The following is a 14471-nucleotide window of genomic DNA, read 5'->3' as shown; positions in this document are numbered from 1 at the left end:
ACAAAATTGAGCTATAATATAAGCTGAATAACATCAGTTAGAAAGGGAAAAAATGAATCTCACCAAAATATATTTTGATAATGCTTGTACAACTTTTCCTAAACCAGCTTCAGTTTCTGCTGCAGTAGTGCACTACATGCAGAGTATCGGTGCAAATATCAGTCGGGGTGGCTACGAAAGTGCCTATACAGCGGATGAAATTGTGATTGAAACCAGAGAACTCATTTGTGAGTTATTCAATTACCCCAACTGTAAAAACGTTATTTTCACTCCAAATATCACAACTAGTTTAAATATGATCTTAAAAGGCTTCTTGCAAAATGGCGATCATGTGCTTGTTTCAGCAATGGAACATAACGCGGTCATGCGGCCTTTGATCCAGCTTCAAACTTCCGGAGTAGAATTTGATAGGATTCCCTGTACTGAGGATGGAGAGTTATTGTTCGAAGAAGTACCCAGGCTACTCAGGCCGAACACTAAAGCGATCGTCATGACCCACGCTTCCAACGTTTGCGGGACACTTCTTCCTATTCAGAAAGTAGGCAGTTTTTGCAAAGAACAGGGGTTGGCTTTTATTATTGATAGCGCCCAGACGGCTGGAGTTATTCCAATCGATATGCAAGCAATGGGTATTGATGCCCTCGCTTTTACCGGACACAAGGGTTTACTGGGACCGCAGGGGATCGGCGGCTTTATCACGACAGAAGCTATGTTTCCGTTAATAAACCCCCTTATCAGCGGCGGAACGGGGAGTTTATCCCATACAGAGGAAGTACCAGGCTTCATGCCGGACCGATTTGAAGCAGGCACGATGAATCTTCCGGGAATTTTCGGACTTCATGCAGCTTTGCGGTATCTATTGGAAACAGGCATTGATAAGATTCGAGAAAAAGAACTCGAATTGACCGCCCGTTTTTTGAAAAAGCTGAAATCATTACCGGATATTCGGATTATTGGGAGGCCGGATATAACCAATCGCACAGCGGTTGTATCCATTCAGACCACCAAACGCGATCTTGCCGAGATTTCGTTTGAACTTGACAATCGCTATGGCGTGATGACAAGGGTAGGTTTGCATTGCGCTCCAAATGCCCATAAAACATTGAAAACTTATCCAACTGGAACTCTACGCTTCTCATTTGGGCACTATAATACCAACAAGGAAGTGGATTATTCAATTGAAGCCATTAGGAGAATTACTGATGGACTTTAATCTTTGCGGCAATTGCAATTAGCACCTTAGCATAGCAAATATGGGCTTAGAATAAATCTTGTAAGGTACGTTTACTTTTTTGTTTTGCGCTACTATAAGCAAGATAGTTTTTTAATGATGTTTCCCAATTCTTTGCGTAGTCTTGTTGATTATTTTACGCATACGTGACATAAAAAATAACCTCCTTTTGATTTGGAAGTTATTCATGCCGGACTGTCTATTTTCGGTGACCGGATTACGTGATTTTGCAACTTCTTGCTAATCTCTGAAACCCTTGGTACACACTGCTTTACGATTTTGGGGTGAATGATGGGACTTGCTCCGCCGCTTCGTGGCTATCACGCCGGGGCGGGTAAATGCTTCCATAGGTCGCATTTCCTTTTTCCGACGGCCATGGATGGCCTACCGCTATGAAGCGGAGTTTGCATGATCGGCCACCTCCCATAGCCGGAAAACGCTTCTACAGGGCGCGCTTTCTGTTCAAGTCCCATCATTCCTAATAATAAAAGCTTTATCTTGCGATAAAGCTTAATCTTTTTATATGGGGTGAATGATGGGACTTGAACCCACGAGTGCCGGAGCCACAATCCGGTGCGTTAACCACTTCGCCACATCCACCATGTCTGAATTACATCATTTGTTTTCGAGAAATGCACGCTCAATGAAAAATGGCGCGCCTGGAGAGATTCGAACTCCCGACAACCTGCTTAGAAGGCAGATGCTCTATCCGGCTGAGCTACAGGCGCACGTTTCGGTCACCGCAGCATTTCATTATGGTCGGGGCAGAGGGATTTGAACCCCCGGCCTCCTGCTCCCAAGGCAGGCGCGCTACCAAACTGCGCTATACCCCGCCGCTTTTTGTGACAATGATTAGTATATCCCAAGAGAAAAAACTAGTCAAGAAGCATTTTTAATTTCACATTCAGAATAATAAAAAATTATTTCAGTAACGTTGTCAACAATGGAACTGCTTTCGCAAAAGCCTGCGCTCTGTGGCTGAGGCAATTTTTTTCATCCGAGCTGAGCTCCGCCATCGTTTTCTGAAGGTCAGGCAGGTAAAACACAGGGTCATAACCGAACCCGCCGGTTCCGATTTTTACGGTCAGTATTCTTCCTTCAATCGCTCCCTCCGTCAGATATTCCTGGCCGTCAGGACAGACGATAGCCAACGCACAGCGGAAGCGGGCAGTCCTATTTTCCTCAGGCACGTCTTCCAGGTCTGCTAGGAGTTTTTCGATATTACGCTCATCATTTTTCGGCTCTCCGGCATAGCGTGCTGAAAAAACACCGGGAGCTCCAGCCAACGCATCGACTTCAAGCCCTGAATCATCTGCCAGCGTAATCATTTGGCCTGCAGCACAGGCAGCCCGCGCCTTGATAAAAGCATTCTCGGCAAATGTAATGCCGGTCTCTTCAACCTCCTGGTAATCCTGAAGATCGCTTAACGATAAAATTTTGATTTTTTCGTTATGAAGCAATCCCTCTAGTTCCTTTATTTTGCCCTTATTCGTTGTTGCAAGCAAGACCTGCATCCTTACAGACCTCCTTCGGACTAGGCTACCGGAAGCTCTTTGGCCAGAGCTTCCTTCTGCAAAGCGCTGAGTTTTTGAATACCCGATTCCCCGAGGTTTAAGAATGCATTCAGATCCTCTTGGTCAAACGGCTGACCTTCTGCAGTACCCTGAATCTCTACAAAACGCCCCGAACCGGTCATCACAATATTCATATCAACTTCGGCTTTGGAATCCTCCTCATAGGCAAGATCGGCTACAGGTACCCCATCTACTTTACCTACAGAAATGGCCGCAATACTGTCCGTTAAAGGGTCCTGCTTAATTAATTGATTTTTCAGCAGGTAATTGACAGCATCAGCCAGGGCAACATAAGCACCCGTAATCGAAGCTGTCCTAGTCCCACCGTCTGCCTGCAGAACATCACAATCCAGCCAGATAGTCCTTTCCCCCAGTTTACTCAGATCCACAATGGAACGCAGTGCCCTGCCGATCAGTCGCTGGATTTCCATTGTCCTTCCACCCAATTTTCCCTTGGAGGCTTCACGCTGATTGCGCACGGCCGTCGCCCTCGGGAGCATAGCGTATTCCGCTGTAACCCAGCCGCTGCCGGTCCCCTTTTTAAATGGCGGTACTTTATCTTCAACAGTAGCCGTACAAATCACCCTGGTTTTCCCAACCTCAATCAGGACGGAGCCTTCAGGAAGGTCCGTAAACTTCCTGGTAATCTTCACAGGCCGGATTTCATCGGGTTGTCTTCCATCAAATCTTAGCATATTATCGAGCTTCCTTTCTGTTCTCAAAAAATTATTGATATTTATCAATTGTATGACCGGTCATCAAGCACAACGGTACTTATACTTTCTGATAGGCGAACCAAATTCTTGCAGCAACAAGAGCGAGGATCAGTACGGCAGAAGTAAAAAGAGCCAGAATCCTGACAACCAAATCAAAGAAGAACTGCTGCGGCACCATTTGGATCAGGATATCGGTCTCCGGATTAAGCAGCCAAAGGTCATTTGTAAAAATCAGATAGTGAAAGTTGTCCCAGAACACTTGAAAATCCCGCCAGACCGCAATCCCTACTGCCCCAAATACACAAAGAAATATGACTGCCGCGGCCAGAAAACCACCGGCCCAGGAACGAAAGTATTTCTTCCCACTGCTTACCCTTAGTAAGATCAGAAACAGAAGCAGGATAATCAAGCCTGTGTTACGGACCATGCGGCTGCCCAAGTACAACCTTTGAACATCTGCCATATGGACGATTTCCCGCTGATTAAACACCTGTCTTTCCTGACCGTTAATCTCTCCACGGATTTCAAGGTTATCCTTGTCCCCCTGGATATAAGCCAGCAGTTCCGTGGTCGTCACCATCAGATCCTTTTCCGGCATCCCAGTCACAGATACCGTATCTAGTCTGGCATATTCCGACCGGAAGAAATTGAGATCAAAGACGCACTGTTCAATCACCGTCAGCAAGATGATAGTAATCAGAATCAATCCGCTGACAATTGCAAGAAACCCGTTCGCAGCCTTCTTACCTGACATCATTTCTCCTCGTATATCCTAATATCCTTACCCAATACATTAACCAAATATCCTAGTTAAATACGTTAATCCTGACTTCATATCTTGCCCGAATTCCTACTTGTTCTTTCTGGCCAGCGCAATACCGTCGCCGAATGGAAGCACGCTCACCTCAAATTCCGGCAAACAGGCCAGGCGCTGCAGGAAATCCCTCATACAACCGACCATTCTATCATATTTCCGGTCAAAAACCGAATCAGGCACAACCCAGCCCCTGAATAGAACATTATCCGCCACCAGAACACCACCGGGAGAAATAAGTGGTGCGATAAGATCAAGATAATCCAGGTACTCACCTTTGGCTGCATCCACGAATATCAAGTCATATGTTTCCGTCAGTTTCGGCAGACAGTGCAGCGCATTCTCACAGCTGAAATCAACCAAATGGGTAAGACCGGCTTTTTTCAGATACTCTTTGGCTCTGTTGAGCCTCCCTCTGTTCATATCCAGCGTAAAAACCCTTCCTCCAGTCTCGGCTGCGCCTCTGGCCAGATAGACAGTGGAGTAGCCAATCGCCGTACCAATCTCCATGATGCGTTTTGCACCTGTCATCTTTACCATAAGCTGAAGAAAATGACCCACGGCCGGTGTAACCACAGGAATCGTTTCCTCCAAAGCTACGCTTTCCATCTCACGAAGCAGTTCATCTCTGGCAGGAAGTAATTCCTCGAGGTACTTTTCCAATTCAAAAGGATAGAACAAACCATCACCCCAATATTTGATATTCTTCCCTGCCAGTCTCGTAAAGATTCTGCCCGAGACTGTCAATCAGGACGATGGCAGGAAAATCTTCGATAACCAGTCTCCGGACTGCCTCCGTTCCGAGTTCAGGATAGGCAATGACCTCAGCTTCCTTGATACAGGAAGCCAGGAGTGCTCCGGCACCACCGATCGCCCCAAAATAGACTGCGCCGTTTTCCCTAATGGCCTGTATGACCTCAGGTGAACGAAGCCCTTTGCCAATCATCCCCTTTAGACCATTGGCCAACAGACCAGGAGAATAGGCATCCATTCTGCCACTGGTTGTCGGTCCGGCAGATCCGATGACTTTGCCTGGAGGAGCTGGGGCGGGCCCCACAAAATAGATCACCTGTCCCTTCATATCAAAAGGCAGTTTCTCTCCCCGGCCCAAGGCCTCAGCCATTTTCTTATGAGCGGCATCTCTTCCGGTATAGACGACTCCGTTGATCAGCACCTTTTCACCGCATCTGAGAGAAGCAGCAGTCAAATCATCTAACGGTACTGAAATTTTCCGGGTTTCAACCATTTGATCGTTACTCACAGGAAGGGACCCTCCCTTCCAAAATCACTTGACGATGTCGGGTAACATGACAATTAATATTGACTGCTGCGGGCAGCCCTGCAATATGCGTCGGAAATACCTCAATATTTACGGCCAGCGCCGTCATCCGACCGCCAAAACCCTGGGGACCTATCCCTAAATGGTTAATTTGGGTCAGAAGCTCCTGTTCCAGCCGGGCATATTCCTCAGCCGGATTCGATTCTCCGATCGGACGAAGCAAGGCCTTTTTAGCCAAGTAGGCAGCCTTTTCCATCGTACCTCCCAATCCAACTCCGACCACAATGGGCGGACAGGGATTAGGCCCGGCTTTATCCACTGTTTCCACAATAAAATTCTTTACTGCAGGTAAACCATCTGAAGGCTTAAACATTTTCAAGGCACTCATGTTTTCGCTGCCAAACCCTTTCGGTGCAATCGTAATCCCAATCTTGTCCCCTGGTGTGATTTCATAATGAATAACTGCAGGTGTATTATCTCCGGTATTGATTCTGTTAAAAGGATCTTTGACGATAGATTTACGCAAAAAACCCTTTTCATAGCCCCTGCGCACGCCCTCATTCAGGGCTCCCGTCAAATCTCCACCGACAATATGTACGTCCTGGCCGACTTCTACAAACAATACCGCCATCCCGGTATCCTGACATATCGGTATATTTTCTTTGCCTGCAATCTCCGCATTTTCCAAAAGCTGCTGAAGTACTTCTCTGCCCTGGGGGGATTCCTCAGTGCCGAGAGCCTTGTTCAAAGCATCAATAACGTCCTGATTCAGAATACAGTTCGCCTCAATACACAGTCTCTCCACTGCAGAAATGACCTCGTTAACATGAATCTCTTTCACAATTACCTCCGCTTTTTGTCCGGAACACTTTTATTCAGTATAGCGCAAATACGGAATTCAAGAAATATAACTTTTAAAAAAAGGTTTGCCGTCAAAAAAAAACATCTTTGCCGGGAAGATCTTACTCCGACAAAAATGTTCAATAACCTTTGTATTCGATTTTTACTCTTTTCTGGAAAGTCTCTCATATTTATCGGATAACGTTTCTAGAATACCAATAATACGCATCCGGTCTTCCTGTTCAAAAGATTCCAGAATACTTTCAAGCCTTTCTGTCCTTGTCTCAATTACCGATTTGACCAATTTTTCTCCCTTGGGTAAAATATTAAGCCTCACAATCCTGCGGTCCCGTTTTTCCCTAATTCGCTCCACATAGCCGGCTCTTTCCAGTTTGTCAGCTAGATCGGTTGCCGTACTGCAGGCTGAAGAAATTTCCTTGCAGAGCTCACCCATCGTAATCTGGCCCTTTTCAAAAATAATCGTTAACACTTCAAACTGCTGACGGGAAATACCAAGCTTTTCTGCAAAATCACTCTTTTGCCTTTGGGTAGAAACGGTGAGCCTCTGAAACAGATGGTCAAGATGACCTGCTAACTCTCTGTTCTCTAACATGCGAACACCCCACCTCAAAAATCAAATAGATAACCCCTATATATAAGTATATATTTGCACATATCATTTTTAAAGTATTTTACCATATTCCGGAAATTAACACTAGTAAAATTTTCATAATTCAAATATTATTGATGATTTTAACGATAGGTGTTATATAATTAATATCATAACGTATCTTGATCTTTTCAACAAATGGTAAAATATTGAAGTCATTGTTCGAAAAGATTGATTCCGCTTGGGGATACTTTAGCAGTTTCTTCATCATCCTGCACGGTTCCTGAGGCGTAGCCGATCAAATCATTACGGTACCTTAAGTTCTCCAGACCGATTCCGCGATAGGTTTGAATGTCCTTCCCCTCGACCCGAATCTTTACGATCTGGACAGTTTGAAACTGAGTCAAGGTATTGACCAAACCGTAAAGAGCAGTTTCGGCCGCGACATTGCTGTAAGGCTCAAGAAATTCCTTGCTAAGATCTACTGTGGCAATGCCGTTTTTGATTCCAATGTCCAATAACACCGTCTGCGGGTTTACCATCGGATAAGCGCTTGATCTTCCGGCCGGCCCCAGCAGCCATTGGCTTACTGTTTCGCGGGCCAGGCTCAGTGTCTTGGGAATTGTTCGGTTTTCTTCCATTAAGACTTTTCCGTCAGCATCTGCGAAATAAAGTTTTACAGTTTGTTCCGTCTGCTGAGAATCTGTAGTCACTTCGACCGTATCTTCCTGAGCAGTCTTATCCAGAAGTTTGCTTAAAGGAGCATCACCGCCCCCTTCCTTGATCAGGTCATTCAGGATATTGCAGCCGACCAGAAGCATAATGGCTGCGATCAGCAGAACGAAAGTCAGCAGCAGCCGTATTTTTCTCATAGGAAGTTCTCCTTTCTAAAATGAATATAGAAATGTCCGCTAAAAAGAAATTTCTAAAAAGATAATATGCTTTGTCCCAAAGAAATAGAATTCAGGGAGGTCAAAAAATATGAAAATAAGAGCCTTGCTGGTTGATGATGAATCCCCGGCCCGTAAAGAACTACGCTATCTCTTGAAATCATTTGAAGACGTGCTAATTGTCGGGGAAGCAGAAAACGCGCTTGAAGCCATGGAACTGATTGATAGTGTCGACTATTCCGTCATTTTTCTCGATATCAATATGCCCGGCTTAAACGGCATTGAACTTGCCAGAAAGCTTTCCCAGAGCCCGAAACAACCAGCGGTGATTTTTACGACCGCCCATGAAGAATTTGCTTTTGATGCGTTCAGTGTTCATGCTTACGATTATCTTCTCAAACCGATTCATCCGAAGCGGCTTGAAGAAGCCTTAAATACGGTAAGAAAGCGTAAAACGCCTGCTCCAGGTCAACCTAAAGCTGAACCGGTCAAGGAGGATATCCCTGAATTCAAACCCCTGGAAGTGATTGCTGCTGAATATAACGGGAAAACCATCCTGATCCGGCCGGAAGAAATTATATATATTTCCACAGATAAGGACAATGTTTACGTCAAAACAGAAGCTGACTTCTACCTGACTCGTTATACGCTGCGGGATTTGGAATCTAGACTCGATCCAAAAACTTTTTTCAGAACCCACCGCTGCTATCTGGTCAATATAAAAAAAATGAGGGAGCTTGTCCCTTACTTTAATGGTACGTATACTGTGATCGTGCAGGACAAGGACAAAAGCGAAGTCCCAGTCAGCCGCACTCAGGCCCGCCGACTCAAAGAGATCCTTGGGATATAGTACCATGTTAAACCTAATCTTCATATATTGACGGCAACGCTTTATTGCGGAAAATTGCTTGCCACTATATGATCATTATAGGGTTAATAAAGTACTAGAAAAAACGCTCCAGATAAAAGCCGATTTCTTTCCCCTGATAGGTCGGCTTTTTTTGTTTGGCCGCTGTATTCAGCGGCACAGCAGGCTTGCCGTCAACAGGAAGTGATGTGGATTCCTCGACATTAACAAAGCATAAAGGCGGGAACAAAACACACCACCAATTAGCCCCTTCAGCATTTCCTATCTTGATCTCAACCGCTTCGTAGTCTCCCGCCGGGAGTACAATATTACCATAAGATTTTGTTGGGAAAGCAAATACACCATAATCAAGGGTCACCGGATAGGTTTTTCCCCACTCTTTGACTACGCTCCTGGAAATCTCCAGTAACTGGCCTTCCATGCTCAGAAGGATTTCTCTGGATTCGGCCAGAGATTGTGATTCAGCCAGGTTCGGGGAAGCAGCCTTCAAAACTTCATCCCTTACCGCATATTTCAGGAGCTGATCCTGTTCATTGTCCGAATTCGCAATAACATGAAAGCGAATGAGACTTGTACTGTCATACGTTTCTGTTTCAGCACTGTTTGCTGACCGGCCGCAGGGATTAATCACCAAGAAACTGAAACACAAGACCAGGCAGACAATTAACTTTATTATGATTTTATTCACAAATTCTAACATTTAATTTCCCTCTCCCATACCTTGTAAATCCTAAAATTATTATATACACCAAAAACTTCTTTCTATGGTAATTATTTCCAACAAAGGAGTTTTCTATTCAGTGCGTCTCAGAAGTTTTTTAGGTAGTGCGAATATTTATTGAAGTCTGAAAATAAGATTCATAAGGCCCTGTCAAATTTGCTGACAATCTGCCGAAAGAATCGGGTGAAAAAATGCTCCTGGACTTCCAATCTCCGCTGTATCTGCTGTACATCAGTACAATTGCCGGGCTGGCCACAACAGCCGGCTGTCTGATTGTGCTTTTCCTGGGAGACCCTCCAGATTGGCTTCTGGCCGTTCTACTGTCCGCGGCAGGGGGCGTCATGTTTGCTGTGGTAGCCTTTGATCTTTTGCCGCTGGCTGCATCCTTCAAACAGCCGGGACTGCTCCTGGGCGGGATTTTGGCCGGTATGATACTGATGTCGTCTGCCGACAGACTGCTCAAAACAAGAAATCGTCAACTTCCCAATCACAGATACAGCCGTCTGAAACGGATGGGCATCCTGATTGCCTCAGGCATAGCACTTCATGATATACCTGAAGGAATGGCCATTGCTGCAGGGCACGAATCCGCCGGTCAATTGGGTACATTCATCGCCCTTGGTATTGCTCTGCATAACCTGCCTGAAGGAATGGCCACTGCTACACCTCTGGTAATGGCCGGGATCAGAAAACCGAAGATTCTAGCGCTGACTCTCCTGATTGCAATATTTACTCCGCTGGGTGCCTTGCTCGGCAGGGTGGCCATGGAGCTTGTCCATACCTCGCTCTGTTTTTTTGTGGCCCTGGCCGCTGGGGCAATGGTGTTTCTGGTTCTGGCCGAATTATGGCCGCTGTCCCGTGAAAACCACCCGGTCTGGGCCTTTCTTGGAGGAATAGGCGGATTTATTTTCTTCGGATTTATCTCCGTCTTCTTACCGCATTAATACCGCCGCTCCTTGGCCATCCATGGACGTCAAAAAGACAGCCCGAAGGCTGTCTCTGACTCTTTGTTAATACGTTAAATATTACTGCAGGACTGTGGCAGCATAATCGCCCATGGCCTGATAGCCGTCCTTATTCGGATATCTCCCGTCATCGGAATATTTTCTGAGGATCTCTTCCCCGTCGCCAAACAGTACTCCTTTAAAATCAAGTGTCGTAATCTTTTGCTCCTGTGCATAAGCTGTTTCCCATTCCCTGTATTGTTTATAGAGCTCACGTGTGTCAGGGAAAGGAACCGGCAGCACCAGGACAGGCTTGATTTGATTGGCCGTGGCTTTTTCGACCATAGCTTTGATATTGTTTTGGTATTCTTCCAGTGGTGTGCCGCGGATGGCATCTCCAACGCCGGCAAAAATAATAACTGTGCCCGGTTTCTCAGCAATTACATCCTCTTCAAAGCGATCCAGCAGGCTGGATGCATTCTGATAAGTCTGACCGGAATTTACCACTTCCACTTTCAGGACATCCGCAAGATGCTGCGGCCAGGAATTAATTGGATCACCCGGGTAACCGTATGTAAATGAATCACCAAGACACACCATTTTGGTATTGACAGTCGTACCGCTGCCATTCAAAACAGCATCACCGTCGGTATTGCCGGCTTCATTTTCTGCACCGCCCCCATTACTTGCTCCGCCATTCTGGACTGTCGAGCTGCCGCTGGCGGACTGTTGCGGTGTTCCTCCGTTCCAAACATTTACATACCCAAAGACCAATACAATAACAGCCATCAATACGGAAAGCTGAATAACCCTAATTTCCAAACGGTAAGTGCGCAATGTTCATTCCTCCTCATCGCAATATTTTTCTACATATTTCCCTTAAATCCTTCCCGAATAAAACTTTTTTCGTTCTTTGTTTCCTGTCGGTTACAGTTTGTTTAGTATTTTAAGGCACTCCGGCATTTTGAACTGCATAACCTGATACATAAGGAGGTGCCTGATTCATATGGAATACATTGTTAAAGCACGTGAACTCGGCGAAGCGCTTCTGCAAACACCGGAAGTACAAAGGCTGAAAGAAGCAGAAGCCGAAATCCAAAACGACCCTGAAGCTGCCAAAGCTTTTGCGGCATATCAGGATAAAGAACGTCAAATCCTGACCGCGCAAATGTTCAGCAAAGTGATATCTGAAAAGGATACCTTAGCGCTCATCGACTTAAAAATGCGCCTGATCAAACTATATCCTTCTATCCGAAGCTTCTTCTCCATCCAGCAGGATCTGGAGAAAATAATGGCAACTGTGAACCTGACGATCACAACCACAATTTACGGTATGCCCAGTGCCGAACAGCTGCCTTTCCCCAAAGAAATTCAAAATCTTGCCCAGCAGCTTCTGGATACGATCGGAGGCGACAAAAACAGCCCTGCCATGACGATCCCGGAAGGCTTCCAAGTCCCTGAAGGACTCAATGTTTCCGAACTGCTAAGCCGGTTAAACCCCAAGAGCAAGTAAATCACGTCTTATTCTGCCGTTTGGTCTTTTCTTATTATAAAGGGATAGGAGATTCTTCAATGATGTTTTTAAACAGCAGCCAATATCTGAATAATCAATACTTTGGAAGTCCTTCCTCTGCAGAAATGTTCCCACCCTTAACACCTATCCCTTTAACACTCACCCTTTTTCTGACAGATAGTCTGTTTCCGCAAAGCAGCTACAGCCCCACCGGAGCATTGCTGATACCGCTGAAAATATTGAATATCCCCCTCAGTTACCTGACAGTTATTGCGCTTGGACTCGCAACTTCTCTGCTGGCGAAGTGGTCTTCTGCTTTCTCGGGCATTTCTGCTTTCAGTCAATATCAGCAGGCTTATCCGGATATCACGCTATTCCTTGATGGCCTGCCATCATCTTCCCAGACAAATGCTGCCGGAGCAGGTGGTAATTACACGGGAAATCAGCAGGAACCCGAGACTCCGTTGGAACCAAAAGGTTTGGCTTTTAATTTGGCTTTGGTTGCACCTTACTCCGGAGTGCCTCAAAGCATCGGCACCAAATTTGTATTGATTTATGGCATTGAAATATTTGAAATTAAGAAACTCCCGAAAACTTTTATCCCCTTGCTTATCTTATTTATTTACTTCCTGCTCTACCCGAAATACAGAAATGATCAGGGCAATACTGAATAATAAAAAGGAGGCCAATGCAAAAAATGTCTGCCGTATTCCATCACCGTAGTCAAATTTATCAGAACACCGCTCCTGCCAAATCTTTGACTGGGGAAAAAATAATAGAGGCAGCGGTCCCTTTTTATATCTCCCTCCTGATCTCCAACGCACTCCATCCAAGTAACAACAGTCCAGTCGGCACCCTGATCATCCCGCTGACCAAAATCATGATTCCGCATGGGTATTTTATTATTATCGGTCTGGAACTTGCAACGGCCCTATTTTATAAATGGTCCGCTGTTCCGGTTTCAGCCCGAATATTCTTTCCGGGAGGATACGGTCAGTCCCTGCCGGACATCAGTGCTTTAAGGGAGGACAGAATACTTCGGCTCAAGATGACTCAGACTCCGCTGATCCCGAAGGAAGGAATGACAATCAATGTTTCTTTGAGTGTCCCTTTTACGCCTGTGCAAAGCCGTGTTTCCACCTTATATGCTTTTAAGCTCAAATCCATCGACAGTGTTCCGGGATACGTGGTACCGCTGGCTTGCCTTATTCTCTATGGCCTGCTGACCATTTTTGGCAGGACGGACACGGCGAATACGGCAAACGGCAGTTAATCATTAAAACGCACCTGACCTTTACGGCCACGTGCGTCTTATCAGGTATTATTAATATTTATTTTTTCGGACTCCGGCAAAGATGAACTTTCCTTCCCGTTATGATTCCTTCGGCTCGTCGGCCGATACTTGCTGTATCGGCTGGCTCTTGGGTTGTTCTGTGACCTGAGCGGCCGGTTGAAATTCCAGAGGTTGAACCGGCGCCGGAGACGCTGGAGCTTGCATCATCGGACTTTGCATAGCTGAAACTTGTGAAGCAGGATTCTGCCCATAAACCGGTCCCTGCTGATATCCGCCCTGAGGCATATACGGTCGGTCATATCTTTGCCTGTTTGGCTGCATCTGCGCTCCCCATTGCGGATAACCCTGCTGCGGATAAGCACGTTGCTGGGCGGCATACTGAGGATACTGCTGCTGTGAGTTCCGAAGATACTGAGGGCTCTGCGAATAATTGGGATACTGCTGATTTTGAGGCTGCTGTGAATATTGCGGAATCTGGGACTGTTGGGGCTGCTGGGGATATTGCTGAACTGACGGCTGGGCAGGGACCTGCCCGGAATTTTGCCCGGGAGCAGGCTGATTCTGGCTGATTTCATCTTTGCTGCCGAACCTGCTGCCGACAAAGCCTCTCACCTTTCCCCACATATTGCTGCCGGCTTTTTTGACCGGTCCCAGCCCTGGGAAAAAGCCTTCTTTGACTTTCATGACAATAGGACCCTGCGGGGACTGCATGATGGACTGCGGGCTCTCCAGTGAAATGACAACTTTGTCATAATGTACGAGCGGCACAGGACTCCTGAAATTGGCTTGATACATTCCATTGCCGGCCGGTCTTAGCGTTCCTGCATAAAATCCGTTTTTTCCCTTGCCGTCAACCAGATAAGCCGCATAAACTGCCGGAGCATAAGGACTAAATGTATGGGCGGGCGGTAGGTGCGCAATGACCGAAAAATTGTTATCCATCCCGATTGTCGCCATTCCGTTTCCGCTAAAGCCTTCCGAAGCGACCAAATTGAGCTGTCTTGGCGTCATACCCATCATTGATTCTCCGGGCATACCCCCAATACCCTGGGGAAAGATTCCTAACCCTTTGTTATGTCCGAACATCTTTTAACCTCCTCGTATGTTTACAAATTGCGCTGCGTTGTGCTATGTCATAATATGAAAAGCAGGCTGCAGCTGTGACACCGCGAAGCTT

General features: G+C 46.1%; 17 protein-coding genes and 3 tRNA genes. 6 read left to right on the top strand and 14 right to left on the bottom strand.

What is annotated here, in order from left to right; translation table 11 throughout:
• The first annotated feature begins 52 nt into the window (after positions 1–52).
• Positions 53–1213 (top strand): aminotransferase class V-fold PLP-dependent enzyme, encoded by a 1161-nt coding sequence (locus NC238_11315; GenBank protein MCM1566508.1) that lies wholly within the window; start codon positions 53–55, stop codon positions 1211–1213.
• 542 nt (positions 1214–1755) lie between these two features.
• Here the strand turns inward: NC238_11315 and NC238_11310 are convergent.
• The 11 genes from NC238_11310 to NC238_11260 form a co-directional block, all read right to left on the bottom strand.
• Positions 1756–1831 (bottom strand) — tRNA-His (locus NC238_11310).
• A gap of 51 nt (positions 1832–1882) precedes the next feature.
• Positions 1883–1959, bottom strand: a tRNA-Arg gene (locus NC238_11305).
• A 28-nt stretch (positions 1960–1987) separates the two neighbouring features.
• Positions 1988–2064 (bottom strand) — tRNA-Pro (locus NC238_11300).
• 87 nt (positions 2065–2151) lie between these two features.
• A complete protein-coding gene (locus tag NC238_11295) occupies positions 2152–2745 on the bottom strand; it encodes an XTP/dITP diphosphatase (protein MCM1566507.1) in 594 nt (197 codons plus the stop codon).
• A 20-nt stretch (positions 2746–2765) separates the two neighbouring features.
• A complete protein-coding gene (gene rph / locus NC238_11290) occupies positions 2766–3500 on the bottom strand; it encodes a ribonuclease PH (GenBank protein ID MCM1566506.1) in 735 nt (244 codons plus the stop codon).
• 79 nt (positions 3501–3579) lie between these two features.
• Positions 3580–4275, bottom strand: coding sequence for a TIGR01906 family membrane protein (locus NC238_11285; GenBank protein ID MCM1566505.1), 696 nt, complete (start codon positions 4273–4275; stop codon positions 3580–3582).
• Between the two features lie 96 nt (positions 4276–4371).
• Positions 4372–5016, bottom strand: coding sequence for an O-methyltransferase (locus NC238_11280; protein ID MCM1566504.1), 645 nt, complete (start codon positions 5014–5016; stop codon positions 4372–4374).
• A gap of 4 nt (positions 5017–5020) precedes the next feature.
• Complete coding sequence (locus NC238_11275) at positions 5021–5596, bottom strand: Fe-S-containing hydro-lyase (protein MCM1566503.1); 576 nt, start codon at positions 5594–5596, stop codon at positions 5021–5023.
• A complete protein-coding gene (locus NC238_11270; protein ID MCM1566502.1) occupies positions 5589–6455 on the bottom strand; it encodes a fumarate hydratase in 867 nt (288 codons plus the stop codon). The genes NC238_11275 and NC238_11270 overlap by 8 nt, the downstream gene beginning before the upstream one ends.
• A 162-nt stretch (positions 6456–6617) precedes the next feature.
• Positions 6618–7067, bottom strand: coding sequence for a MarR family transcriptional regulator (locus tag NC238_11265; GenBank protein ID MCM1566501.1), 450 nt, complete (start codon positions 7065–7067; stop codon positions 6618–6620).
• A 212-nt stretch (positions 7068–7279) separates the two neighbouring features.
• Positions 7280–7936, bottom strand: a complete 657-nt coding sequence (locus tag NC238_11260) for a GerMN domain-containing protein (GenBank protein MCM1566500.1) — start codon at positions 7934–7936, stop codon at positions 7280–7282.
• Positions 7937–8045: 109 nt separating this feature from the next.
• Here NC238_11260 and NC238_11255 point away from each other — a divergent pair, with 109 nt between their 5' ends.
• Positions 8046–8804: a LytTR family DNA-binding domain-containing protein gene (locus NC238_11255; GenBank protein MCM1566499.1), complete on the top strand. Its 759-nt coding sequence runs from the start codon at positions 8046–8048 to the stop codon at positions 8802–8804.
• 94 nt (positions 8805–8898) lie between these two features.
• Here NC238_11255 and spoIIR read toward each other — a convergent pair whose 3' ends face one another.
• On the bottom strand, positions 8899–9522 hold the full coding sequence (gene spoIIR, locus NC238_11250; GenBank protein MCM1566498.1) for a stage II sporulation protein R: 624 nt from the start codon (positions 9520–9522) through the stop codon (positions 8899–8901).
• Positions 9523–9734: 212 nt separating this feature from the next.
• Here spoIIR and NC238_11245 point away from each other — a divergent pair, with 212 nt between their 5' ends.
• Complete coding sequence (locus NC238_11245; GenBank protein MCM1566497.1) at positions 9735–10487, top strand: ZIP family metal transporter; 753 nt, start codon at positions 9735–9737, stop codon at positions 10485–10487.
• An 81-nt stretch (positions 10488–10568) separates the two neighbouring features.
• Here NC238_11245 and NC238_11240 read toward each other — a convergent pair whose 3' ends face one another.
• Positions 10569–11324 (bottom strand): GDSL-type esterase/lipase family protein, encoded by a 756-nt coding sequence (locus NC238_11240; GenBank protein ID MCM1566496.1) that lies wholly within the window; start codon positions 11322–11324, stop codon positions 10569–10571.
• Between the two features lie 169 nt (positions 11325–11493).
• Here NC238_11240 and NC238_11235 point away from each other — a divergent pair, with 169 nt between their 5' ends.
• The 3 genes from NC238_11235 to NC238_11225 are packed head-to-tail and all read left to right on the top strand — an operon-like array spanning position 11494 to position 13273.
• On the top strand, positions 11494–12000 hold the full coding sequence (locus tag NC238_11235; protein ID MCM1566495.1) for a YlbF family regulator: 507 nt from the start codon (positions 11494–11496) through the stop codon (positions 11998–12000).
• Positions 12001–12059: 59 nt separating this feature from the next.
• Positions 12060–12674, top strand: coding sequence for a hypothetical protein (locus tag NC238_11230; protein ID MCM1566494.1), 615 nt, complete (start codon positions 12060–12062; stop codon positions 12672–12674).
• A 14-nt stretch (positions 12675–12688) separates the two neighbouring features.
• Positions 12689–13273 (top strand): hypothetical protein, encoded by a 585-nt coding sequence (locus NC238_11225; GenBank protein ID MCM1566493.1) that lies wholly within the window; start codon positions 12689–12691, stop codon positions 13271–13273.
• 99 nt (positions 13274–13372) lie between these two features.
• On the opposite strand, the gene NC238_11220 is transcribed toward NC238_11225, so the two are convergent.
• The gene (locus NC238_11220) at positions 13373–14380 is read right to left on the bottom strand and encodes a hypothetical protein (GenBank protein MCM1566492.1); all 1008 of its coding nucleotides are present in this window, start codon (positions 14378–14380) and stop codon (positions 13373–13375) included.
• Positions 14381–14471 lie beyond the last annotated feature (91 nt).

The organism is Dehalobacter sp., assembly GCA_023667845.1.
Lineage (GTDB): Bacteria > Bacillota > Desulfitobacteriia > Desulfitobacteriales > Syntrophobotulaceae > Dehalobacter.
This window is presented reverse-complemented; position numbering and strand designations above follow the sequence as displayed.